Origin of the sequence: Rhodococcus sp. LB1 (genome assembly GCF_001583455.1) — a bacterium.
Lineage (GTDB): Bacteria > Actinomycetota > Actinomycetes > Mycobacteriales > Mycobacteriaceae > Rhodococcus_F > Rhodococcus_F opacus.
This window is the reverse complement of the sequence record NZ_LTCZ01000048.1, coordinates 1-24118: the sequence shown is the minus strand read 5'-3', so window position 1 is coordinate 24118 and position 24118 is coordinate 1. Positions and strand designations below refer to the sequence as shown.

At 66.5% G+C, this 24118-nt stretch carries 24 protein-coding genes; 7 read left to right on the top strand and 17 right to left on the bottom strand.

The genetic code is table 11. The features are described from left to right. Positions 1-24: 24 nt before the first annotated feature. The 6 genes from AZG88_RS09305 to AZG88_RS09285 all read right to left on the bottom strand — a co-directional run bounded on the left by AZG88_RS09305 (position 25) and on the right by AZG88_RS09285 (position 5246). On the bottom strand, positions 25-879 hold the full coding sequence (locus tag AZG88_RS09305; protein ID WP_061697541.1) for a universal stress protein: 855 nt from the start codon (positions 877-879) through the stop codon (positions 25-27). A 110-nt stretch (positions 880-989) separates the two neighbouring features. Beyond that, a complete protein-coding gene (locus AZG88_RS09300; protein ID WP_179443477.1) occupies positions 990-2012 on the bottom strand; it encodes an Acg family FMN-binding oxidoreductase in 1023 nt (340 codons plus the stop codon). Between the two features lie 160 nt (positions 2013-2172). Next, the gene (locus tag AZG88_RS53450) at positions 2173-2328 is read right to left on the bottom strand and encodes a hypothetical protein (protein ID WP_231913902.1); all 156 of its coding nucleotides are present in this window, start codon (positions 2326-2328) and stop codon (positions 2173-2175) included. Positions 2329-2603: 275 nt separating this feature from the next. Next, a complete protein-coding gene (locus AZG88_RS09295; RefSeq protein ID WP_061697539.1) occupies positions 2604-3542 on the bottom strand; it encodes a universal stress protein in 939 nt (312 codons plus the stop codon). Positions 3543-3544: 2 nt separating this feature from the next. Continuing rightward, a complete protein-coding gene (locus AZG88_RS09290) occupies positions 3545-4333 on the bottom strand; it encodes an ABC transporter permease subunit (protein WP_231913900.1) in 789 nt (262 codons plus the stop codon). A gap of 1 nt (position 4334) precedes the next feature. After that, positions 4335-5246, bottom strand: a complete 912-nt coding sequence (locus AZG88_RS09285; RefSeq protein ID WP_061697537.1) for an ABC transporter ATP-binding protein — start codon at positions 5244-5246, stop codon at positions 4335-4337. Positions 5247-5403: 157 nt separating this feature from the next. Between AZG88_RS09285 and AZG88_RS09280 the strand changes: the two genes are divergently transcribed. Continuing rightward, entirely contained in the window at positions 5404-6417 is a 1014-nt protein-coding gene (locus tag AZG88_RS09280) for an Acg family FMN-binding oxidoreductase (protein ID WP_061697536.1), read from the top strand. A gap of 25 nt (positions 6418-6442) precedes the next feature. Here AZG88_RS09280 and AZG88_RS09275 read toward each other — a convergent pair whose 3' ends face one another. The 9 genes from AZG88_RS09275 to AZG88_RS09235 form a co-directional block, all read right to left on the bottom strand. Further along, on the bottom strand, positions 6443-6910 hold the full coding sequence (locus AZG88_RS09275) for a hydrogenase maturation protease (RefSeq protein ID WP_061697535.1): 468 nt from the start codon (positions 6908-6910) through the stop codon (positions 6443-6445). Then, a complete protein-coding gene (locus AZG88_RS09270) occupies positions 6907-8199 on the bottom strand; it encodes a Ni/Fe hydrogenase subunit alpha (RefSeq protein WP_061697534.1) in 1293 nt (430 codons plus the stop codon). Before AZG88_RS09270 ends, AZG88_RS09275 begins: the two co-directional genes overlap by 4 nt. Continuing rightward, positions 8183-8968 carry an oxidoreductase gene (locus tag AZG88_RS09265; protein WP_061697533.1) on the bottom strand — a complete coding sequence of 262 codons (786 nt, stop codon included), beginning with the start codon at positions 8966-8968 and terminating at the stop codon, positions 8183-8185. The genes AZG88_RS09270 and AZG88_RS09265 overlap by 17 nt, the downstream gene beginning before the upstream one ends. Next, positions 8968-9816: an FAD/NAD(P)-binding protein gene (locus AZG88_RS09260; protein WP_061697532.1), complete on the bottom strand. Its 849-nt coding sequence runs from the start codon at positions 9814-9816 to the stop codon at positions 8968-8970. Before AZG88_RS09260 ends, AZG88_RS09265 begins: the two co-directional genes overlap by 1 nt. Next, positions 9813-10274, bottom strand: coding sequence for a cyclic nucleotide-binding domain-containing protein (locus AZG88_RS09255; protein WP_061697531.1), 462 nt, complete (start codon positions 10272-10274; stop codon positions 9813-9815). The genes AZG88_RS09260 and AZG88_RS09255 overlap by 4 nt, the downstream gene beginning before the upstream one ends. Beyond that, entirely contained in the window at positions 10271-11428 is a 1158-nt protein-coding gene (locus AZG88_RS09250) for a 4Fe-4S dicluster domain-containing protein (protein WP_061697530.1), read from the bottom strand. Before AZG88_RS09250 ends, AZG88_RS09255 begins: the two co-directional genes overlap by 4 nt. Before the next feature lie 126 nt (positions 11429-11554). After that, positions 11555-11842 carry a DUF1876 domain-containing protein gene (locus tag AZG88_RS09245; RefSeq protein WP_061697529.1) on the bottom strand — a complete coding sequence of 96 codons (288 nt, stop codon included), beginning with the start codon at positions 11840-11842 and terminating at the stop codon, positions 11555-11557. A gap of 70 nt (positions 11843-11912) precedes the next feature. Next, on the bottom strand, positions 11913-13334 hold the full coding sequence (locus AZG88_RS09240) for a wax ester/triacylglycerol synthase domain-containing protein (protein WP_061697528.1): 1422 nt from the start codon (positions 13332-13334) through the stop codon (positions 11913-11915). A 212-nt stretch (positions 13335-13546) separates the two neighbouring features. Further along, positions 13547-13801 carry an SHOCT domain-containing protein gene (locus AZG88_RS09235; protein WP_061697527.1) on the bottom strand — a complete coding sequence of 85 codons (255 nt, stop codon included), beginning with the start codon at positions 13799-13801 and terminating at the stop codon, positions 13547-13549. A gap of 212 nt (positions 13802-14013) precedes the next feature. Here AZG88_RS09235 and AZG88_RS09230 point away from each other — a divergent pair, with 212 nt between their 5' ends. Then, positions 14014-15252, top strand: coding sequence for a serine hydrolase domain-containing protein (locus AZG88_RS09230; protein ID WP_061697526.1), 1239 nt, complete (start codon positions 14014-14016; stop codon positions 15250-15252). A 22-nt stretch (positions 15253-15274) separates the two neighbouring features. On the opposite strand, the gene AZG88_RS09225 is transcribed toward AZG88_RS09230, so the two are convergent. Beyond that, positions 15275-16171, bottom strand: coding sequence for a universal stress protein (locus AZG88_RS09225; protein ID WP_061697525.1), 897 nt, complete (start codon positions 16169-16171; stop codon positions 15275-15277). 422 nt (positions 16172-16593) lie between these two features. Here AZG88_RS09225 and AZG88_RS09220 point away from each other — a divergent pair, with 422 nt between their 5' ends. Next, on the top strand, positions 16594-17127 hold the full coding sequence (locus AZG88_RS09220; protein WP_061697524.1) for a flavodoxin family protein: 534 nt from the start codon (positions 16594-16596) through the stop codon (positions 17125-17127). A gap of 72 nt (positions 17128-17199) precedes the next feature. Beyond that, positions 17200-20841, top strand: coding sequence for a trehalose-phosphatase (gene otsB, locus AZG88_RS09215; RefSeq protein WP_061697523.1), 3642 nt, complete (start codon positions 17200-17202; stop codon positions 20839-20841). A gap of 59 nt (positions 20842-20900) precedes the next feature. Here otsB and AZG88_RS09210 read toward each other — a convergent pair whose 3' ends face one another. Next, a complete protein-coding gene (locus AZG88_RS09210; protein WP_061697522.1) occupies positions 20901-21503 on the bottom strand; it encodes an Rv1733c family protein in 603 nt (200 codons plus the stop codon). 373 nt (positions 21504-21876) lie between these two features. Between AZG88_RS09210 and AZG88_RS09205 the strand changes: the two genes are divergently transcribed. The 3 genes from AZG88_RS09205 to AZG88_RS09195 form a co-directional block, all read left to right on the top strand. Beyond that, the gene (locus AZG88_RS09205) at positions 21877-22149 is read left to right on the top strand and encodes a hypothetical protein (RefSeq protein ID WP_061697521.1); all 273 of its coding nucleotides are present in this window, start codon (positions 21877-21879) and stop codon (positions 22147-22149) included. A gap of 96 nt (positions 22150-22245) precedes the next feature. Beyond that, the gene (locus tag AZG88_RS09200; protein ID WP_061697520.1) at positions 22246-22893 is read left to right on the top strand and encodes a response regulator transcription factor; all 648 of its coding nucleotides are present in this window, start codon (positions 22246-22248) and stop codon (positions 22891-22893) included. A gap of 60 nt (positions 22894-22953) precedes the next feature. Continuing rightward, the coding region (locus tag AZG88_RS09195) for a GAF domain-containing protein (RefSeq protein WP_061697519.1) at positions 22954-24118 on the top strand (1165 nt) is incomplete at its 3' end.

The following is a 24118-nucleotide window of genomic DNA, read 5'->3' as shown; positions in this document are numbered from 1 at the left end:
CAGGTGCCGATGTAGGGCCCAAGGTCATCGCTCTGGTCGGATCGGTCCGGCGATCAGGAGGGGACACGGGGTTATGTGCACCAAGGCTGCGCTGGTCGAGCCGAGCGTCATCCCGGTGAAGCCGCCCCGCCCGCGGCTGCCGATGACGATCATCTGGGCTTCGTCGGCCATTTCGAGGAGGTGGCGAACGGGTCGGTCCCGAACGAGGGTCTGTCGCACCGGGACGTCGGGGAACCGTCCACACCATTCGGCGACGCCGGCCTCGAGCACCGACCGCTCCATGGTCTGCTCCACACCGACGGGGAGTTTCGACAGGTCCTGGTCGGACCACGCGTGCAGTGCGATCAGTTCCGTGTTGTGGAGGGAACACTCCTCGAACGCCAGACCGACGGCCCGCGCACTGCTCGGAGATCCGTCGACGCCGACAACGACGGGTCCCGTGCCGTCCGCGACTCTCGACCAGCCGTCGATCACTGCTACCGGGCACTGCGCATGACGCGCCACGGCCGAGGTCACGGAGCCGATCAGCCCGTCGGTGAACTCGCCGAGTCCGCGCCTGCCGAGTACGACCATTTCTGCGCCGGCCGATCGGTCGACGAGTGATCCCGGGGCGTTCTGATGGGACACTTCGGCCCGAATGTCGATGTCTGCGTCTGCGGACCCGGCTCGGGCGGTCTCGAGTGCTTCGGCAACGTCCCGCTCGGCTCGGGCGTGGAGGATTTCAGCGAGTCGCGGCCCATCTTGTGCACCGCGGTACGTGATGCAGGACAACAACAGTAGCGGCGCCCCGCGCACTCCCGCCTCACGTGCGGCCCACCGCACCGCATCCAGCGACGACCGGGATCCGTCCACTCCCACAACGATCCCCGGATCGACCATGGTGACCTCCTCATCGATTCGGCTCGCTGCCCGAGCCGCAATCGTGTCATCGATCTGCGTCGCATCGTTGGGTTGACGCTCGTCGTATCGCCAGGGGTGGCAGCCCTCCCCTACTCACCGGACAGGTTTCCCGGCGCCGGCCGTTCTCGAACCAGGACTTCCGATAACGGGCGTCTGGGTGTGGGCGACAGTTCCCCCACCCCGGTGCCCGCTCCCACCCTGATCAGAACCTGCGGCATCCCGTCCCCGGAAGACAGCTCCCGCAGCATTGTCCGTGTCGCGGCGCGTTCGGTCAGATGGGTGACGGGGCAGGTGGCGAGTCCGCGGTCCGTGCAGGCGAGCAGAACTGCGGAGAGTGCTTCGCCGCTCCGTAGCCAATCAAGTCTCGAATCCGTGGATGTGGAGAGCAGGAGGATCGCGGCGCGATCTTCCGACGGGCTGCCGTCGGGTGTGCTCGCGCGGCCGGGCGGAAACTCACGTGAGAGGTGCACCGAGTGCTGCTGCGGGTCGGACGGGCGCGCCTGTTCCGGCACACCGTCGGGGAACAGTCCGCGCCCCGACCACCACCGCAGTTCGGCTTGGTAGGTGGGGTCGTCGTGCCGTAAACCGGTCATCCGGCGTGATGCTTCCTCGAGTGCGGGACGGCTTCGCTCGCCGAGGTCTTCGAGTTCGACGTCTGTTCCCGCCGTGATTCGCACCAGCTGTTCGAGTGTGTCCCTCCACGCGGACGGTGCGTCCAGTGGCAGACGTTCGGTTCGCCTACGTTCGATCGCCGCCGCCATTCGGGCGACGAAATCTGTCGGTGTCGGTGCCGGTGCCGCGACAAATCCGATCGTCGACAGAAGTTGCCGGTCCGAAGAACGCGGCAGCCGCTCGATCACAGGACGCCAGCGACTCGCCGCGAATGCGTACTCGAGGTGATTCAAGGCCGCACCGCAGGAGATCACCATCTGACGACCGAAGGCATCGGTCGCGGGCAACAGCCGGTCGGGATCGCTGTACAACCGGAGGGAAGTGCCCATCACCCAACGCCACGGTTGGCTGTTGTGCAGCGACGGCGCGCGGCACGCCAGCGCCACAGCTGATTCGACGGTACGTCGGTCGGGTACCACGGGCAGCTCTCGCGTGTTCACAGTGTGTCCGTGTGTGGGGTGGGTGCTGCGCCGGTCATCGTGTGTCTCCTGCTTGTCCTGGCTTCGAGTGTTGTGCTCGCGGCTCGGTGGCTCTAGGGCCGTAGGTCATCGACACCGTCCGGCGGAGACGGCACGGTCCGACCAGCGCATCTGCGGCTGGTCACTGGATGAGCACGACCCACACGGTCGCGGCTGTCACAGCGACCGGTGGGGCCGGCCACGCCGCCAGCGTCACGGCGAACCGGAACGAACCGGCAACGGCGGCGAGGACCAGTTTGGTGAGCAGGTTCGTGCCGACGGCGACAACTGCCGCCACGGTCGCGGTGTCGACGGTGATCTCGGCACCTGCCGCGGACGCCGCGGCGAGCGACGACGAGGGCCGCGATCCCCACGAAAGCCGCCGTGACTACGGCGGTGCCGAGGTGCGCTGCGATGGCGCCGGCGAGGGCTATGAGCGGAAAGGTACGTGCGCCGGGCAACTCCCAAGACCCCGGGTCCGCACCGTCGGGTGGGGACCGGGCCGCGTGTTCCCGCTCGATTCCCAGCCCGAGCCCGATCAGCAGGGCGGCGGCGTAGCCGTAGGCGTGGAACTCAGCGATGTCCACGGTCGCCGAACTCCTTGGCGCGATCATCAACCGTACCGGTATTCCGGTGAACCTTGCTGATCATGACCGGACATCGGGCCCGGTGAAGCATGTCCTGGCTCGTCGACCCGAGGATCGCACGGCCGATCGCGCCGTGCCCATGGCTTCCGACGACGAGAAGTTGCGCGTCCTCACACCGGCGGAGCAATACCTCACCTGCCCCGCCGGACTCGACAATCTCTCGCACGACCACGTCGGGATATCGCTCGACCCAGCCGGCGAGACTTTCCGCCAGAACTGCCCCTTCCCGTTGGCAGGCCCCGACCCCGACCGCTTCGTTCTCGGTATCGTGTGGAAAATCCGACCTCCACGAATGCACCGCGATCAGCGGCGCGTCGAATCGCCCGGCGAATTGGAAGGCGTCGGCCACGGCGGCGACACTGCACCGGCTGCCGTCCACACCGACGACGACCGCGCGTCGGTCGGGAATCGCGTGCTGTTCGGCTCCCCGCCACACCACGACCGGGCACGGTGAGTGATGGGCGAGTCGCAGCGCCGTCGCATTCAGATACCCCTCCACCGGGCCTCGTGCCGTCGACCCGATCACCACCATCGACGCTGAGTCCGCCAACGACAACAGGATGTCGGCCGCCGTCGACCCGGTCGGTGAGGAACACTCCACGTCGAGGGCACGCCGGTCGGCCCTGATGCCGCGCAACGCACCGGCCAGGAACGTTTCCGCTGCGATGCGGTCCTCGTCTTCCGACGGCAGGGGACGCGGGTCTGCGTAGGAGACAGGGGGTGGAGGGAGCACGTGAACCAGGTGCAACGTTGTTCCCTGCTTCTCCGCGACCGCGGCGGCCCAGCGCGCCGCAGCTCTCGCTGCCGTCGAGCCGTCAACTCCGACGACAACCGGCTCGAGCGAAGGTGTCCTCGCGTCGGTCACGGTTATCTCACCACGTCGCGCCGAGCGAACCCGACGAGCGCGACTCCGAGCAACACTGCAATTGTGAGCAAGGAGACGGATGCTGCCGCGAACGAGAACCCATGGCGCAACGGGTCATGGCCGGCGTACTGATAGAACGGTGAATATCGTTGCCACGGTGCCAACCACGACACCACAGGCCCGAGGCCGTTGAGCACATATGCCAGTATCGCGGCCACGGCAGGAACCGAACGACTCAGTGCGGGGTGGCCTGTGACGGCGCCGATCGCGAATGCGAGTGCGCCGAAGACCAGCGCCAGAAGCGCCAGGTGCGTCATTGCCGCCGCGACGTTTTCCACCGGCAGATCCATGTCGGCGAGTATCCCCTCGCCGAGCAGTGCGAGTCCCAAGACCGCCGACAGCGTCATGGTGCCCATGGCGAGGGCACCGAATTTTTCCGTCAGGATTCGCCCGCGGCTCATGGGCGTGGCGAGCAACTGATCGAGCGTTCCCCGCTCCTCCTCTCCGGCGACCGCCGCCGCACCCGTTCCGACGGCATAGATCAGAAGCAGCAATGGACCCATGAACGACAGCAGTTCGATCTCGACGTATCCGACCGGGGTAGACATGTCGGCCCCGGACATCGCGAACAGGGCACGAAACGCCTCGGGCATCTCGTCGAGGAATTGATTCATCGACGGCTGGTCGCGAACACTGGGCCAGATCGCCACGTACATCGCCACCAACAGCGCGAGCCCGACGACCCATGCAGGGAACGCGCGGCGCTGATCGTACAACGTCTTGGTGAGCACGCTACGCAGCATTTCGGTCTCGAATCTCGTAGAACGCCATGAATGTCTCCTCGAGGTCGGCCTCGGCGCACTCGAAGTCGACGATGCGGAATTGCGAGATCCGACGAATCAGGGCGTCCAGCGCGGACTGCGGTGCACTGCACGTGAGCGACGTGCCCGCGACGGTGAGGTCGCGGAGGCCGGCCACTTCGCGGAAGTCCGATTCCACGATCGGTGTCGCAAATTCGGCGGTGACATGGTGCAGCGACTTCTGGCGTAGTTCGTGAAGACTCTCGACGGCGATGAGGCGACCCTCCCGCAGCACACCGACGCGGTCGGCTACTTGCTGAACTTCGCTGAGTACGTGAGACGACAGCAACACCGTTCCGCCGGATGCGGTGTGCTCGCGAACGAGCGCATGGAACTCGTGTTGCACGAGCGGATCGAGGCCGCCGGTAGGTTCGTCGAGAATGAGCAGTTGCGGGCCGGACATGAGCGCGAGGACCAACGCGAGCTTCTGGCGGTTTCCTTTCGACATCGTCCGGACAGTTCGGTCGAGGTCGAGATCGAGCCGATCGGCGAAAACTGTCGCCGCTTTGCCGCCCGGCTTGCCACGTAGGTGTCCGAAGTACGTGATGTGCTGGCGGCCGGTCATGCGGTCGTACAGTGCCAATTCACCGGGGACGTAGCCGATCAGACGATGAACCGCGGGCGCCGATGACCATGCGTCGAGGCCGAACAACTGGGCCGATCCCGCAGTCGGACGCAGCAAGCCCACGAGCAGACGCAGCGTGGTCGACTTTCCGGCGCCATTGGGGCCGAGATAACCGAAGACCTCACCCTCGACAATATTCAGGTCCACCGCGTCCAGGGCGAGCACGGAGCCGAACCGCTTGGTGAGGCCGAGCGTGCGAATGGCGATGTCGCTGGACATCTTCTCAGGCTTACAGCGGCGCAGTTGCCGTCAGTAGGGTCTTCCGGCCCGAATCGTCGACAGGTGTCCGGCAGTGACCATCGGCCCTAATTTCAGGCCACTGGAAGGCGAACACTGAGGTGGACGCACCGACTGTCCGACCCGGGTCCGGGCGGAAGTGCGAACCACCGAGGAGGCGATCGTGGACACCACCATTCCCGACGAGAACGTCGTCCGCATTGCCGTGGACCTCGCCTGCCGGGCACCGTCGGTACACAACAGTCAGCCGTGGCAGTGGACGTACGCCGACGGGCAGCTCGACCTCTACACCGAACGCGGCCGGCTCTTGGCTTCCACGGACCCGTCGGGCCGGCAATTGGTCGTCAGTTGTGGTGCGGCGCTGAATCATCTCCAGACGGCATTGACCGGGCTCAAATGGTCGGTGGACATCCGGCGCGTCCCGGAGGGTCCACACTCGGGGCATCTGGCGACGATTCGGTTCCGCCACGACGCCCGGCCTCAGTCGCACGACTTCGATCTGCTTGCCGCGATCCGGCACCGATATTCCGACCGCAGGCCCTTCGGCCCGGTCAGCGTGAAAACCCCGCTGCCCGCGGCATTGACCGATATGGCGCGGGGCATGGACGTCCACCTGACGGTGCTGGGACAGGACGCTCGTCCGACACTCGCGAAGGCGACGGAGCTGACCGCGGCCGCACGGAAGTACGACTCCGCCTACCAGGCCGAACTCCACTGGTGGGCTGGTCATTCCATTCCTCAGGGTGGAATACCGTCGGATTCCCTCGCAACCGCGGAGAACCGTGACCGCGTCGACATCGGACGCCGCTTCCCGGCAGGCCGCGACAATGACGCGAGAACGGCGATCGACCGGTCGACGGTTCTCGTGTTGAGCACCGACACCGACGGCCGCGGCGCGTGGCTCCGGGCCGGTGAGGCCCTGTCCGCGGTGCTGCTGGAGGCTACCGTCGGCGGTCTCGCGACGTGTCCCTTGACGCACACGACCGAACTCCGTCAGAGCCGGGAGATGATCCGCGAACTACTCCCCGACCGCGGCTTCCCGCAGGCCCTGATTCGGGTAGGCACGACTGAGAAGAAGTCTCCGCCACGGCAGACTCCGCGACGCCCCGTCGAGTCGGTGTTCTCGATCGGCCGCCGCCACTCCGCTCGTTGACGATTCCGGCGACACCTGCGCACGGTCAGGCCATTCGGTCGGAGTGCTCACCGATCACCGACAGCACCGCCGACACCGCCGTGTCGACAGCTCGGTCCACCGCGGGTGAAAGCCCGCGGCCATCGCCCAGATCAGCGACCTCCACAGCCAGGACGATCATTCTGTGGGGCAGCCGATCGAGTACGGCGCCGAGGCGAATGGTGTGGTCGAGCGCGATTCCGTGCGTGCTGAACGTCCCCGCCCGAACGTCGCCGAGTTCGTCCGGAGTGAGCCGATAGACGGTGCCGGGTCGCGGCGGGTCGCATACGACGGCGTCCACGATGACGGCCAGCTGCGCACCGGTCCACGCTTCGAGCAGAGTGGCCGGGTCCCCATCGGATACCGACACGCACACGTCCGGGGCGACGTGGTCCGCGACCTGCCGCGCAACTGCCGGGCCGATCCCGTCGTCGCGGCGGAGATCGTTTCCCAGCCCGATCACCACGACGGTCATCGGCGGTCGACCGTGAGGGTCAGAAAGTGGGTGGCGCAGGAGATGCACGGATCGTAGTTGCGGATGGTTCGTTCGCACAGCGTTGTCAGGTCGTCATCGGCCAGCATGAGATTTCCGTCCACCGCGCGCCGTAGATCGTGTTCGATGGCAGCCTGATTCTGCGAGGTCGGAGGAATGATGATGGCGGCGCGGATCAATCCGGCGGGATCGAACTCGTATCGGTGATACAGCAGTCCACGGGGTGCCTCGCTGACCCCGTGCCCGACCGTGCGTATCGGTGGTCCGGCGGTAAACGGCTCCGCAGGCCGCTCGTAGCGGTCGATGATCCGCAACGCTTCCTCGACGGCGTAGACGACCTCGACGGCGCGGACGACGATGCTGCGGTACGGGTTCCGGCACTGCGCGCCCAGCCCGGCGTCGGCGGCGGTCTGCGCCGACACTCCGGCAAGCTGCGACGAGTTGAGTGAGTATCGAGCCAGTGGCCCGGTGAGGTACCGGTGGCCGTCGAGTTCGGCGTGGAGCGCGGTCGAGTGCGGCACCTGACGCTCGACCACGTGCTTCGGGAATTCGTCAGCGGTGCAACGTAATCCGGTCGACGACCAGATCTCGCCGTCCTCGATTGCGTAGCGGGAGTCGTCGTGAAGTGCGAGGAGGTCGTGGTCGAGTTCGACGTCGGGGAAGTCGAAGGACGACACCCATCGGACGGTTGCCACGGCGTGATCGAGTGCCGTGCGCAGTTGGTCGGACAGGGGAATCAGATCGGCTGTGGTCGGCATCCGGTGGAACCCGCCGACTCGGACGTTGACCGGGTGAATCGGCCTGCCACCGATCACATCGAGGATCGCGTTTCCGGCCTTCTTCAACGACAGGCCCCGCTCGACGGCCTCCCGATCGCGCCGGGCGAGGGCAATCGAATCCGGGAGCCCCAGAAAGTCGGGTGCGTGCAGGAAGTAGATGTGCAGCACGTGACTGGCAATCCACTCGCCGCAGTACAGAAGTCGCCGCAGATCCCTCACCGCGTCGTCGAGTTCGAGTTCGCATGCTTGCTCGATGGCATTGCACGCGCTCACCTGGTAGGCGACCGGGCAGATACCGCAGATACGCGAGGTGATATCCGGGGGTTCGAGAAAGTGGCGGCCGCGGAGGAAGGATTCGAAGAAGCGGGGCGGCTCGTAGATGTTGAGTTCGACGCGTTCGGCTCTCCCCTCGCGCACGGTTACGTCGACTCGGCCCTCACCCTCGACCCTGGCGAGTGCGCGCACGGTCAGTTCCCTATTCCGGGGCGTCACGGTCGTGCCCTTCCGATCCGTAGGCCGCCACGTTGAACGTGGCGAAGATGCGGCCGATGGCGTCCTCGTTCATTCCGCACGTGCGCAGCCAACCGCTCATCGCGGCGAGATTCGGGTCGGTGGTGGGACCGAAGCAGCCGTAGCACCCGCGGGAGACCGACGGACACAGCGCGCCGCACCCGGAGTGGGTCACCGGACCGAGGCACGGTGTTCCGTCGGCGACCATCACACACGTCAGTCCGCGCCGCTTGCACTCGGTGCACACGCTGGTGTCGGGGATGTTCGGTCGCCGGCCCGCCAGGTACGCGGTGATGACCTCGAGGAGCTGCCGCCGGTCGATCGGGCACCCGCGTAGCTCGAAGTCGACGGGGACGTGCGCCGAGATCGCGGTCGAGGTGGCGAGGGTGTCGATGTACTCAGGCCTCGCGTAGACCACCGACAGGAAGTCGTCGATGTCGGCGAAGTTGCGTAACGCTTGGATGCCGCCGGCCGTCGCGCAGGCCCCGATCGTGACGAGAAACCGGGACTGCGCCCGCACTGCGCGGATGCGGTCCCGGTCGGCGGCCGTGGTGATCGACCCCTCGACCAGCGACAGATCGTACGGGCCCGCGGTGATCGTGTTCGACAACTCCAGGAAGTGGGAGATCTCCACGGCCTCGGACAGCGCGAGCAACTCGTCTTCGCAGTCGAGCAACGTCAGTTGACAGCCGTCGCAGGAGGCGAACTTCCACACGGCGAGTTTCGGTTTGGTGGTCGGTGGTGCGCTCATCACAGCTCCGGTACCCGCAGGAGTGGTTCGGCGGTGGCGTAGTCGACGACGGGACCGTCCCGGCACAGCAGCAGTTCGCCGAGCTGGCAGTGTCCGCAGGCCCCGACGCCGCATTGCATGTTCCGTTCCACGGACACTTGAATGTCGCGCGGACTCACCCGGTGGTCCGTCAACGCCCGGGCGCAGAACCGCATCATCGGCTCCGGCCCGCACAACAGTGCTGTGGTGTGTTCGGGGTCGACGTCCACCCGGTGCAGGGATTCGGTGACGAATCCGACGCCTCCCGTCCATCCCGCGATCGGCTGGTCGATCGTCAACTCCACGGTGAGGTCTGTGCGGGCCTGCCATGCCGCGAGTTCGGTGCGGTAGAGGATGTCGGCGGGGCTCCGCGCGCCGACGACGAGAGTCAGTCGGCGGAACTTCTCCCGCGCGGCCAGTGCGGCGAGGACCACGGGGCGCAGCGGCGCCAACCCCACTCCCCCGGCGACGATCACGAGGTCGCGGTCCGAGCCGGCCGGCAGGTTCCAGCCCTGCCCGAAGGGGCCCCGCACGCCGATGATCGTGCCGAGCGGGGCGTCGTGGAGTGCCCGGCTCACGGCCCCGACGTTGCGGATCGTGTGGACGAGGGTTCCATCGGTTCGGGAGGGGTCTCCGGATACCGAGATGGCAACCTCGCCGACCCCGTGGGCGTACAGCATCATGAACTGGCCGGGGGTGAACCGCGGGAGCGGCATCGGAGGTGGGGCGGCCGGGACGAGGGTCATGGTGACCGAGTCGCGTGTCTCCACCGAACGGGACACGACCCGGTATCCGGTCGGCAGCATGCGGTCGGCCGGCACGACAGTCACCGTTCCCCTCGGTTCGCGTAGAGATCGAGCAGGCGGGCGCGGGTGGACTGCAGTCGGGCGATCAGCACCCCGGACAACGCGCGGGTGACGGCGTATCCGAAGTCGGGTTGGGAGAGCGCCATCTGCTCGAGCGCGGCGACGTCCACTTCCGCGGCGTCGGTGGTCGTCGTGGCCTGTGCATCGAACTGCCACAGCTGCCGGGCACCGAGCCAGGACCAGCCGAGAACGTCACCGCCGTGCAGGGTTTCGAGTGCGACGGTGCCGCGGCCGGGTACCAGCGTGGTCAGGACGACACTTCCGGTACCGAGCAGCCAGCACCGGGTCGCCGGTTCGTTCTCGTGGAAGACGAATTCCCCCGCGGCGAATCGAACCGGGGTGCTGAGTTCTGCGAGCCGGAGCCGGTGCCGGTGGTCGAGGTGGCCGAGGGCGGGGGGCAGCGTCGCTTCGTCGGCGTTCACCGTTGCTCCCGGTCGTCCTCCGGCCGGTACGCCGGCATGACCTGGACCAGCCGCGCGGCCTCTTCGGTGATATCGATACCGACTGGGCACCAGTCGATGCACCGTCCGCATCCCACGCACCCGGAGCTGCCGAACTGGTCGAACCACGTTCCGAGTTTGTGGGACATCCACTGCCGGTACCGGCTCTCCCCCGACGTCCGGACGTTCCCGCCGTGCACGTGGCTGAAATCGGGTTCGAAACACGACGACCAGTGCTGCCAGCGCTCGGCGTGCTCCCCGGTCAGATCGGTGACGTCCTCACTGGTGGTGCAGAAACAAGTAGGGCACACCATGGTGCAGTTTCCGCAGGTGAGGCACCGGCTGGCGACGTCCTCCCAGACGTCGGCTCCGCGCGCGTCGCGGAGCAGGGCACGAAGATCCACCTCGGGCATTGCCCGTCCCATCCGGCCGGCTGCGGTGCTCACGGCGAACCGGGCCTCGTCGACCTCAGCGGTCGCAGCGGTGCGGTGGGCGACCTCGGCGAGGACGGCGGCACCGGATTCGGTGCCGGCCTCGACGACGAAGCGGTGACCGTTGTCGTCGATGCGCTCGGTCAGTGCCAGGTCGTATCCTGGGCCGGCCGCCGGTCCGGTCCCCATCGAGGCGCAGAAACACACACCTCCGGGTTCGGTGCAGTGGGCGGCCACGATGAACAGCTGCCGGAACCTGCGGGCGGTGGTGCTGTCGGAATCGGGGTCTGGGCACAGCACCCGGCGCAGGACCGCGATCGCCGCGAGATCACAGCCTCGAACCCCCACGAATGCGTAGGGCCGCTCGTCGGGTGCCGGTGCGATGAAGGCACCGTCCCGGTCGACGGACCACTGCTGCTGCCGTGGCGGATGGAGGAAGCGTTTCCACGACTGCGGGCCGGCCGAGTGGCCGAAGACCGCGGCGTCGTCCCGCCGACGCAGCCGATACGTCCCGGGTCCGGTTGTCACACCCCAGCCGGACGGTAGCTGCGCGCCGGATTCGAGTTCGGCGAGAACGATGGCCGAGTCCTCGACGGTGGGACCGACAACGCAATAGCCGCGGGCGCGGAGGGCCTCGATCAGTTGGTCGAGGCCGCGGCGATCCAGAACACTCGCATCGGTGTGCACGGTCGGTTGCCCATCCATGCGCTCACTCCTTTGCCGACCCGGCGGGTGTGGGCCCTTCGTCCATTGAGCCAGGCGCATCACCCCGGGACCAGGGCCGTTGGGCCTTTCCTTGGTTCGCGTCGAAGCCCACCCCGGCAGGAACGATCATTCGGTGAGGTGAACGCGGCTGTGCGTGGCCGCTTCGACATCGGCGGCGGTCAGCTCGATCAATTGGTGGGCCAGGTCGGCCAACGCACGTGCCGTGGCCAGTTCGTCCCCGATCTCGGGGATCTCGGTGTCCGCGGGATTCCGGCGGGCGAGCCCGACCCCGACGAGGGTGTGGGTGTCGCGGGTTCGGAGCCGGGCCTGTGCCCGGGTCCTGGATCCACCCTCGTCGGCGTCGTGTTCGTCGATGACGATCTCCACTGACCATTTCTTCTCGTTCATATCCATCGGCCTCCGTTCGGTGTGGACACGGTGTCGCGTCCTCGGTGTGGTTGTCGGGTACGTGCGTGTGCCGCGATCACGAGGCCACGACCACCCTCGTATCGGTTGTCTTCGTGCAGAGCCCGAGGACGGCGCGAAACCCGTCCGCTATCGAATCGGTCAGGGTTGCGAGGTCCGGGATTGCGTCCGTGTCGGCGTTGATCCCGACACAGCAGCGCGTGGTGTAGGACATCAAGGTGACGTTGAACGCCGATCCGAGTGTGGGGCTGAACGCGTAGTAGTGCAGAATCTCCGACCCGGCGATGAACAGTGGTACCGGAGATCCGACGACGTTCGAGGCGACGAAGTCGACGTGTTTGAGCATGTTTCCGAGTGTCGAGGCCGGAAGCAGGTTCAAGGCGCCGGCGATCGTCGGTGACAGCGGAATCGCGGGCTCGTGGCGCCAGGCATCCACCGTGGCGTGCACCCGGCGCATCAACTCGGCGGGGTCGTCGATGTCGGTGGGTAGTGCAAAACGTGCCAGGGTGATGCGGTTGCCTCCCACCGGGTCCGTCTCGGCACGCAGGCTGATCGGCAGCGTCATCCGCAGTTCGCTGATCTCGGCGCCGTGCAGTCGGTGGTACTTCGCCATTCCCAGCAGGACAGCAGCGAGAAACGCGTCGTTGATGGAACCGGCACCCGCCGCGGCCGCCTGAGCGAGCGCCTCCACCGGCACGTCGAGCACCGCGCAGTGACGCCGCGTGCTGCGTTTCGTCATCACCGGGGACAGTGTGGAGACCACGGGACGCGTGAGGCGCAGTGTGGAGCCGGCTAGTGCGGCTGCGTCGCGCCAGGTGGCCCTCGGAGTCCGGACCAGTCGAACACTGTTGCGGCCCAGCATGTTCGATGCCCGGCGGGCCACGTCGGTGGCCGTGTTCCGGTACCAGGAGAGGCGGCCCGGCGGAGTGGGCGATTCACCGTTCGACGTGGCCGTCCGATGGTCGGCCCGGTCCGGCCGTGGCCCGCCATCGCGGGTGAAATCCACGATCTCCCGGGCAATCTGCATTCCACTGACACCGTCGGTGAGAGAGTGATGCACCTTCATCACGAGGGCGGACCTGCCGTCGTGGAGTCCGTCGAGAACGGTGAACTCCCAGAGCGGACGGCGCTTGTCGAAGGCGGTCATCTCGGCGGTCCGGGCGAAGTCGAGAACCCCGTCCCATGTTCGTGGTTCGGGGAGGGTGTAACGGCGCAGGTGCCAGCTGAGATCGAAATCGTGATCGTCCGCCCACCTCGGCGGAGCAAAGCCCATCGGAGCCTCGATCGCCGTCCGCCGGAAGAGTGGAACCAGGTCGACCGCCCTGCGCATCATGTCGACGAATCGGCTCTGATCCGGACTGCGGTCGAGCAGCGCGACCGCCACGATGGTCGACCGGAGGATCGGGTCCTCCTCCATCCGCCACGACATGAAGTCCGTCTGGGTCATGTAGCGCTGATTCGTCGTGCTCACGTCGGTCAACTCGCTCGTCGATTGGGTCTGCGGTCGGTCTGCTGTCGGTGGTCTTCGGTGTGGCCGCCGGGGCCCGGTCCCCGGGGGCTCCCGGCGGCCGCCGGTCACATCGGCATCATGGGCATGGGTGGCAGAACACCCATGCTGTGCAGCCACATCATGAACATGTGGAACATCTGCATCGCATCCATCACGGTCACCTCCTTCGCCGTGCGCTCGTGTCAGGGTGTCGTTCCGGCGCGCAGAATGGATAGGCGACTCCGGTATTCCTGCTCGTCGATCTCGCCGCGTGCGAACCGCTCGGCAAGGACCGCCTCGGCACTGCGAAGCGGCGGCGACCCACCGGGCGGTGCCGGGAACGGGTGACTCACATAACGGATCAGCAGGATGATCCCCACGATCAGCAGGCCCCAGAACAGCGCCATCCCGGTGAACATCAGTGCATACCCCCAACCGCCGAAATCGTCGTCGTACATCACGGGGCGGCCTCCTACGGTCTGTTCGGCGGTGTGTGTCCAGGTCGGTCCGCCGTACTACCAGTGTCCAACCGTGCGAGGGGTGGTTCACAGGGTCTTTCGGCCGTTTCCGGTGGTTTCGCCCCGGCGGAATCAGCGTGCCGTATCCGGCGTTGTATACAAGCGATGGTGGTGGCATCGGGCGACCGCCGAAGGATAGAAGACGTGCACCCATGACGAACCCTCGCGAACTCGCCGCAGAAAAACCGCCGGCCCGCAAGCGTACGGTGGCGCGTCCGAACCTGTCCGCGCCCCACATGATGCTCGTCGATCCTCGTTTCGGTGCGCTGGCCGGTCAGTTCTTCCGGCTGTTCGGGCAGCCGAGCGACGGGGGCGGCGCCCTCGCGCTGTACCTGCACGGTGAGCCCGTGGTCGACATCTGGTCGGGATGGGCCGCGCGCGACACCCGCTGGCAATCCGACACCGTGTCGGTGTCCTTCTCCACGGGCAAGGGAGTTGCGAGCACGGTGCTCCACCGGCTGGTGGACCGCGGACTGATCGACTACGACGCACCCGTTGCCACATATTGGCCCGAGTTCGCTATGGCCGGCAAGGAGTTGGTGACGGTGCGGGAGCTGTTGACGCACCGGGCCGGTCTGCACCGTGTGCGCGGACTGGTACCGGGGCCCTCGGCGCTGTTCGATCACGACAGCGTCGTCGGCGCACTCGCATCCGCGGCGCCGGATCGTCGCCGAGCCGTCATGCCGGGCTATCACGCAGTCACGTTCGGATCACTGGTCGCGGAACTCACCACTCGGGCGACCGGCTCGTCCTTCACCGACCTCGTCCGCACCGAGATCGCCGAACCCCTCGGAATCCGGGAGTTCTGGTTCCAGGTTCCCGCGGAGGAACGTCACCGCATCGCGAAGTCCTTCCCTCGCATCACTCCATTCGGGGTGCCCTGGGAGACCGCGTCCTTTGCCCTGTCGTGCCTGCCGGTGCTGCGGAACATCGCACACGCAGGCATGCCGGAGGGGTTCGACGAACTGGTCCGCAACCCCGCCATTCACGACTACGTGATGCCCGGCTGGAACGGCGTCTTCAGCGCCCGCGCCCTCGCCCGCATGTATGCGGCGATCGCGAACAAGGGCATGGTGGGCGGCAGCAGGTTCCTGACCGAGGAAACTCTCGCGCAGATCGGTGAGGTGCAGACGACGGCACGCGACTACGTGCTCGGAATCCGGATGAACTGGCGCCTGGGGTATCACGCCGCGTTCGTCGCCAGCCGCAACCAGTATCCACACGCATTCGGCCACTACGGACTCGGTGGTTCCGGTGCGTTCGCGGACCCGGAGACGGGGCTGTCGGTGGCGTTCGTGACGAACAGGATGGGCGGTGCACTGACCCCGCTCGCCGACCTGCGGCTCGCAAAACTGGGCGCGCAGGCGGAATCGATCGCTCGGCGACTGTGAGCGTGGTGCCGCAGCCGTGGGTCTAGCTCGCCCGGCGGCAGATCGTGATCGGGCAGGCGACGTGATGGAGGAGATTCTGACTGGTCGATCCCAGAAACGCTCCGGCCAGGCGGTTGTGGCCGTGGCTGCCGACGACGACGAGTTGCGCGTCGCGGGCGTATTCGAGGATCAGCTCGGCCGGGTTGGCCTGCTCGATGACGGTGGTCAGTTGCAGATCTGGGCACTTCTCGCGCCAGCCGGCGAGATTTTCCGCCATCAGGACGGATTGCTCTTCTTCGACGACGGCCCAGTTCACCATCGTCAGGGCAGCAGGGCGCTCCGAGATGTCGCCGGCGCCCCAGCCGTGCACCGCGAGGAGCGGTACGTCGAAGAACGTGGCGAACTCGACAGCCGTGGTGATGGCGAGTGAGCTCAGTTCACTTCCGTCGACTCCGACGACGACAGAACGGTGATCGGGCACCGGGGACGGCGCCTCCGATCGGAAGACGGTGACCGGACAGTGTGCACGGTTGACCACCTGCATGACCGTGGAGCCGGTGACGAGCGTTTCCAGCGCTCCCGCACCGGTGGATCCCACCACCACCATCTCTGCGTGCGCGCTCAATCCTGCGAGTGCCGGTCCCGCAGGGCCGGGATGGGTGCTGCACGACACGGTGATGTCGGGGAACGCGCTCTTCACGCGCCGTTCGGCCCGATCCAGGATCTCGTGGGCAGACTTTTCGACTTCCTGGGCGAACTCGTTCTGGAAGAGAAGTGCGGCTTCGCTGTAGTGGTATCCCGGACTCGGCAGGACGTGAGCCAGTCGCAGTGGCACAGACTTCCGCTGAGCGACCGCTGCCGCCCACACAGCGGCTCTCATCGCTCTTTCCGAACCGTCGACACCGACGACGATGGACTTTCGTTGCGCCAGAACGCTCATTTTCAACTCCTCCGGTCACCGTCACAGTCGCAGACGCGGCAACGGCGCCGGTAGAGGCATAGGTCATCTGGCTGCAACGCGGCAGCTCCGGAAAGTGACGGTCGACCCTACTCGGTGGACGACATCGTTGGTTGAATCCGAAGTGACACGACACCCCGGAGTTCGCCATGAATCATCCACACCACCATCGTCGACAGGAAGAACAGTCGACACCGAGGCAGACGCAGTCTCCGGCGCCGAGCACGGACGACGACCGCATCGACTGGCCCGACCCGAGCCCGCTGGCCGACTGGTGGGCGCGCGTGATGTTCGGTGCACACCCTTCGACGCGTGACACCGCCGGCCGCAACATGCCGTGCACAGAGCGCTGCGACCGAGCCCACCAACCATAGAAGGACCCACCAACCATAGAAGGAGTCGACATGCGCACACTTGTGGTCTACGAATCGATGTTCGGAAATACCCGGCACGTGGCAGAGGCGATCGCCCGAGGCCTCGAGTCCGCGGGAACCGTCACAGCGATCCCGGTCGGCAAAGCCGGTGACGAAGACTTGTCCGGCTACGATCTCGTGATGGTCGGCGGTCCGACGCACGTCCACGGGATGAGCCGCGAGTCGACCCGTCACGGGGCAGCGGTGACAGCCCGCAAACCGGACAGCACGGTGGCACTGGAACCTGACGCGGAAAGCGAAGGCCTCCGTGAGTGGCTCGACGGGCTCCCGCCGACCCACGGGAAGGCCGTGGCGTTCGACACTCGCGCCGACGGCCCAGCCCTCCTGACCGGCCGAGCATCGAAAGGTATCTGCCGAAAGCTGCGCCTGCACGGGTTCGACCTCGTCGCCGAGTCCGAGAGTTTCCTCGTCGACAAGGAATCGCGGCTCGAGGAAGGCGAGGAGACACGCGCCGAGCAGTGGGGTCGGACACTCGCCCAGCAGGTCACTTCCAGTCGCGCGTAACACATCCCGCGTCGCCCGGGCTCGTTATCGGCTCGTGACTGCGACCGCGTTCGCCACCCGGGAGATGAGCCCATGTCACAATCTGCGATCGATCTGCGTCGGCACGATGCGGTGATCTTCGACCTCGACGTTGTGATGACCGGGTCCGCGCGGACCGACACCACGATGGCACTCGTCCGTCAATTGCAGAGTCTCGGGGTGACGACAGCGATCTTCTCGACTGATCGGAACGTTCAACCGGTGCTCGACGCCGCAGGGATCGCCGACGTGTTTCCCGTTCGGGTCGACGGCGCGTCGCCGGTCACCGCCGCCGATCGGCTGGGGGCGCGTCCGGGCGGTGCGGTGGTCGTCACGGCCTCGGGAGAAGCGGCAGCGGCGGCCAGGCGGGGCGGCTTCGCTCTCGTCATCGGGGTCGGTCGCGACCGCCGCGCCGACGAACTGAGACGATGCGGAGCAGACATCGTCGTCGCCGACCCCTCCGAAATTCAGGTCCGTGCGGGCGATCTCCGACTGTCGGAGATTCCTGACGCGCTGACGTCTCGGCACGAACTCACCGCCCTCCTCCGGGTACGGCGGCCCGCTGTGTTTCTCGACTTCGACGGCACCCTCTCGGATATCGTGTCCGACCCGTCGGCGGCCGTTCTTGTCGACGGTGTGGCCACCGAGTTGGCCAGGTTGACACGCGAATGCCCGGTGGCCGTGATCAGCGGACGCGACCTCGCGGACGTGCAGGCCCGGGTCGGTATGGCGGAGATCTGGTATGCGGGCAGCCACGGCTTCGAGTTGGCGGGACCGCAGGGGCAGTACTACGAGAACCCTGACGCTCTCGCCGCGGTACCAGTACTGCATCACGCCACCCGCGCGCTCACCGACCGCCTCCGCGACGTGCCGGGCGTGTTGATCGAACCCAAGAAGTACACCGTCGCCGTGCACTATCGCAATGTTGCCGCCGACCGGATAGACGAGGTCGTCGCCACGGTCCGTGACGTCGCCGCGTCCGGGGAGGTCCGGCTCAGAGTCACCGGTGGGCGCAAAGTAGTCGAACTCCGTCCCGACGTCGATTGGGACAAGGGACGCGCACTGAACTGGGTCCTCGAGCACATCCACGACGCGAGATCCCTGCTTCCGATCTACGTCGGCGACGATCTCACCGACGAGGACGCATTCGACGCCGTGTCGGCGACTGGAGTGGGGATCGTCGTCCGCAGCAGTGAGATCGGGGATCGCCGGTCGGCGGCACGATTCGCCGTGAACGATCCGGCTCAGGTCCGCGAACTGTTGCAGCGGCTGGGGGATCTTCTCGGCCGCGACCCCGAGACCGCGTCCGCGGCCGATGCATGGATGCTGTTCTTCGACGGCTACGAACCCGCGACCGAGAAGTTGCGGGAGGCCATCTGCACTCTGGGGAACGGCTACTTCGCCACTCGCGGGTGCGCCCCCGAAGCAACCGCCGGCACCGTCCACTACCCGGGCACGTATCTCGCGGGTGTGTACAACCGCTTGGGCGACGAGCGTGCCGGGATGGCGATCGTGAACGAAAGCATGGTGAATGCACCGAATTGGCTGACGACGACCTTTCGTATCGAGGGCGGGCCGTGGTTCGACGTCGATGCCGTCGACCTCCTCGAGTACCGCCAGTACCTCAATCTGCGTCGCGCCGTGCTCACCCGCCGGTTTCGGTACCGCGACGACGCCGGGCGAGCGACGTCGGTCATCCAGCGAAGATTCGTCGCCATGCACCTACCCCACGTCTGCGCGCTGCAGACGACGATCATCGCGGAGAACTGGTCCGGATCGTTCGAATTGCGTTCGGCCCTGGATGGTTCGGTCCGCAACACCCTCGTCGATCGATACCGTGATCTCGCCGACGATCATCTCGCGCTACTCCATTCAGGCGCGCTGTCGGCAGACTCCGTCCTGCTGGCGATGCAGACCACTCAATCGCGCATACCAGTGGCCATGGCGGCACGAACCACGCTGTCGCCCCGCGACCGACACCGCGCGTCCAACTACCGTCTGCTCGACCGCGACGGCCGCATCGGCCACGACATCACGGTCGACCTCACCGCGGGTGAGTCCGTGACGTTCGAGAAGATGGTGACAGTATTCACGGGGCGCGATCACGCGCTGTCCGAGCCGGCCGCGGAAGCGGCACGCTGGGTGCCGTCGATCGGCGGGTTCGAGGAAGTGCTGGACGGTCACGTGCTGGCATGGGAGCACCTCTGGGACCGTATCGGCATCACCCTCGGCGATTACCAGGACGCCCTGCGCATCGCCCGGCTTCATCAGATGCAACTCCTGCAGACGGTGTCACCGAACACTGCCGACCTCGACGTCGGTGTGCCGGCCCGGGGACTGCACGGCGAGGCGTACCGGGGCCACGTCTTCTGGGACGAGTTGTTCGTCTTCCCGGTCCTGAACCTGCGGGTGCCGACCTTGACCCGGTCGTTGCTGCGCTACCGGTACCGTCGTCTGCCGGAGGCCCGCCGGGCCGCGCGAGCGGCCGGTCATCGCGGCGCGATGTTCCCGTGGCAGTCGGGCAGCGACGGCCGGGAGGAAAGCCAGCAAGTGCACCTCAACCCGCGGTCCGGTCGCTGGCTCCCGGACCCGAGTTGGCGCCAGCACCACATCGGCATCGCGATCGCTTACAACGTGTGGCACTACTACCAGGTCACCGGGGACTTGGAGTTTCTCAGTGATTTCGGCGCCGAGATGCTGGTGGAGATAGCCCGCTTCTTCGCCGGCCTTGCCTCCTACGAAGGGCCCCGGCGTCGCTACACGATCCGCGGCGTCATGGGACCGGACGAGTTTCATTCCGGCTACCCCGAGGCTCCAAACGAGGGAGTCGACAACAACGCGTATACCAACGTCATGGCCGTGTGGGTGATCCTCCGGGCGATAGAGGCGCTCGATGCAATACCGGTCCCCGACCGGTCCGATCTCGTCGACTCCCTGAGCTTGGATGCCCACGAAATGGCCCGGTGGGCGGACGTGAGCCGCCGTATGTTCGTGCCCTTCCACGATCGGGTCATCAGTCAGTTCGAGGGGTACGAAGCGTTGGCGGAACTCGACTGGGCCGGCTACCGGGAGCGGTACGTCGACATTCAACGGCTCGACCGCATCCTCGAGGCGGAGGGGGACGACGTCAACCGGTACCGCGCCTCGAAGCAGGCCGACGTGCTGATGCTGTTCTATCTGCTGTCCGCCGACGAACTGCGAGATCTGTTCGCGCGACTCGGATATCAGCTCGAACCGGAAGCGATACCGCGCACCATCGACTACTACATCGCCCGGACCTCGCACGGTTCGACGCTCAGCGCGGTGGTGCATTCCTGGGTGCTGGCCCGCGCCAATCGTGACAAAGCCATGGAATTCTTCGAAAAGGTGCTTGCGTCCGACATCACGGACATCCAGGGGGGCACGACCTCCGAGGGGATCCACTTGGCAGCCATGGCGGGAAGTATCGACTTGCTTCAGCGCTGTTTCACGGGACTCGAAACTCGCGGTGATCGCCTCGTTTTCGGCCCGGAATGGCCGGAAACGCTCGGTGCGCTCGAATTTCCGATCGTCTATCGCGGCCACCAGTTGTGGCTGACGATCAGTGGTCGACGTGTTCAGGTCAGCGCGGGCGCCGGAAATCAACGCGCGATCGAGATCTCGTGTCGTGACGAGGTAGTCCGACTGGAGCCGGGATGCACGGTCAGTCTGGGCTAGATGTCAGTCTGGGCTGGATACCGTCGGTGACGCCGTCCACGACCAGCGCATCAGTGCTGTCAGCCGACCGGCCATCCCGGTGTGCGGCCGAGGTCGTTCCATTCTTTGTCCCACTGGCGCATCCGGCTCCGTCCGTTCATCCACCGCACCCCCACATACAGCAGGAGGGAGCAGACCGCCGCGCCCGCCCAGACCGATAGTGCCGCACTCACGGCGATCATCGCGTTCTGCACTCCAGAACGGGGCTCGGCGACCACGGTGCCGTTCGTGTCCACCCACACAGTGACGGTGTCGCCCCTGTGCGTGCCTGGTGCGGTTTCCACGGCGGTCGAGCGCAGGGTGCCGTCCGGTGCAGTCCACTGAGCTGTCGCACGGTCCTGCGATTCCGGGGAGCGGCTGTGTGCGTCCGCGACCACCACTTGTCGCGGATCATCGATGAGAACGGCAGACTGTGCATGCCTGGTCTGGAGTTCGGCGTGCGACCGTTCGTTCAGGCCGGTGTACGTCACGGTTCCGAACGCCGCTGCGAACGGGACCACGATCAGGATGAATGTGATCAGGACGGCCGCGACGACGGAGTCGCAACGGTCCGTGGACCGCATGAGAGGATTTCGGCTCCAGGGCGCCAGACGCCACCAGCGCAGTGTCTGATCAGTGGTCATCACAGCCTCCTCGGACCGTCCTCCTGTTTCCGAGTCTTCCGCGCACGAGGTGGGCGGCCTAGGGCACAAGGTCATTGGCAGGGGTGACCGGTGCGGGATGTGGTCGTCGCCGGGAGGAGCTGCGGCTCACGGAGCGTCTGCCCGCTTGCATCGGAGGCCGGGTTACCCTGTCCTGCAGTATCATTCCGCGCTCCGCCGGAATCGAGCCGCGGCATCGCTGCACGCCGGACGTCGCACATGCTTCGCGTCCTCCCGGGAAGACCCGGCAAGAGTGACTTTCGGCCCTGGAATCGCGCGCGCCGTTATCGCACCGTTGTGGGAGAGGCCGACGCACAACATCGGAACCACCCGTCGGCAAAGGAACGAGGACCTCATGTTCGAACGCCACTCCACCGCGTCGCGGCCGCGCGACAACGAACCCGGCGAGTTCCTGTACCTCCACCCGATCGGGCTGGTGCTGGCGTTGTTGTCGGGAGCAGTGACCGCAGGCCTCGTCGTCCTGCTCGGCGCCTGGCTTGCAACCCCGCTGGTCGGAGTCGGCGCTGCCGCGACACTCGTCGCCACCGTCGGCCTGGCCGTGGCGATGTTGATGCCCCACCGACCACGCCGGCACGGGGCGCGCCCGGTCCGTCCAGCTGCTCGATGAGCACCGGGGCTCCTCGGGCGACGCTTCTGATGCCTGCTGCTCCCGGCGTAGTCTGATCTTCCGGAGCGATCACACAGTAAGACTGGAGGTTGCGGCATGATCAACGTCTTTCTCGTGGACGATCACGAGGTCGTCCGGCGCGGAATCGCGGATCTCCTCACCGCCGACCCTGATCTGACGGTCGTCGGTGAAGCCGCGTCCTACTCGCAGGCGATGGCACGAGTGCCGGCCCTGAAACCCGACGTCGCGGTCCTCGACGTACGTCTCCCCGACGGCAACGGCATCGAACTGTGCCGCGAACTGCACTCGCTGATGCCGGAGTTGCATTGCCTCATCCTGACCTCGTTCACGGACGACCAGGCGATGCTCGACGCGATTCTCGCCGGGGCCAGCGGATACGTCGTGAAGGACATCCGGGGCATGGAACTGACCCAGGCCGTCCACGACGTCGGGGCAGGAAAGTCGCTCCTCGACAGTCGCGCCGCCGCCGCCCTGATGGTGAAGATCCGCGCGGACGCCAGTGAGAAGGACGGAATCTTCGGGCACCTGACCAATCAGGAACGGACGCTCCTCGCCCTGCTCGGTGAAGGGTTGACGAACCGTCAGATCGCTGCGCGGATGTTCCTTGCCGAGAAAACCGTCAAGAATTACGTGTCCAGGCTGCTGACCAAACTGGGGGTGGAGCGCAGGACCCAGGCAGCGGTACTCGCCACGAAGATGCCGTCGAGACCGGCCGGCACCTGACGGGCGAAGCCCTCAGTCCAGTAGCGGTTCCGTCATACGGCGACGCCACTACGTGGGAGAATGCGTCTCGTGACCCGTCAACCGGATGAGCGCGACCGGGGTCCGTTACTCGGTAGCCTGTCCGAGCTGCGGCTCCGTGAGCTCCTGACCGAGGTGCAGGAACGCATCGCGCAGATCGTCGATGCCCGAGATCACGTCGACGGGCTGCTCGAGGCGATGCTCGCGGTCACGTCAGGACTCGACCTCGACGACACGCTTCGCACCATCGTCCATGCCGCGATCAATCTCGTGGATGCCCGGTACGGCGCGCTGGGGGTGCTCGCCCCGGGTGAGGGCTTGAGCGAGTTCGTCTTCGAGGGCATCGACGAGGAGACACGCGAACGTATCGGCGACCTGCCCCGGGGTCACGGAGTCCTCGGGTTCCTCATCACCAATCCGAAGCCGGTCCGGTTGGAGGACCTGTCACATCACTCTGCCTCGGTAGGATTCCCCGACCACCATCCGCCGATGAAAACCTTTCTGGGAGTGCCCATTCAGATCCGAGACGAGGTGTTCGGGAATCTGTATCTCACCGAGAAGGCGAACGGTGCACACTTCACCGAGGACGACGAGGTCCTTCTCCGCGCACTCGCGGCCGCCGCCGGGATCGCCATCGAGAACGCCCGCCTGTACGAGGAGTCCCGGGCGAGGCAAGCCTGGCTCGAGGCGACACGTGAGATAGCGACCGAACTACTCGCGGGCAGCGAGACGGCAGAGGTGCTGCAAGTGATCGCCGACGACGCGCTTGCCCTCACCGGCGCCGACAGTGCTTTCCTTGCTGTGCCGGACGATCCCGACATCCCGTCGGACGAGGTCACCGAACTCGTGGTCACGGCGTCGGCCGGAACGGTGTCGGATCGCATCATCGGCCGGACGATCCCGATCGAGAAATCCACTTCCGGTGAGGCATTCCGCGAGCGGACACCGCTTCGGGTCACCGCGCTGGCCTTCGATCCCGGGTTCGAGACCGGAACCCGGTTCGGCCCGGCGCTGGCGCTGCCCCTGCGTGCCGCGCAATCGGTGGCAGGGGTTCTGGTGACGCTCCGTCGCGTCGACGCGTCGCCGTTCACGGACGACCAATTGGCGTTGATGTCGGGGTTCGCAGATCAGGCGGCGGTCGCTCTGCAGCTCGCCAACAGTCAACGCCGAATGCGTGAGCTCGATGTCCTGTCCGATCGCGATCGGA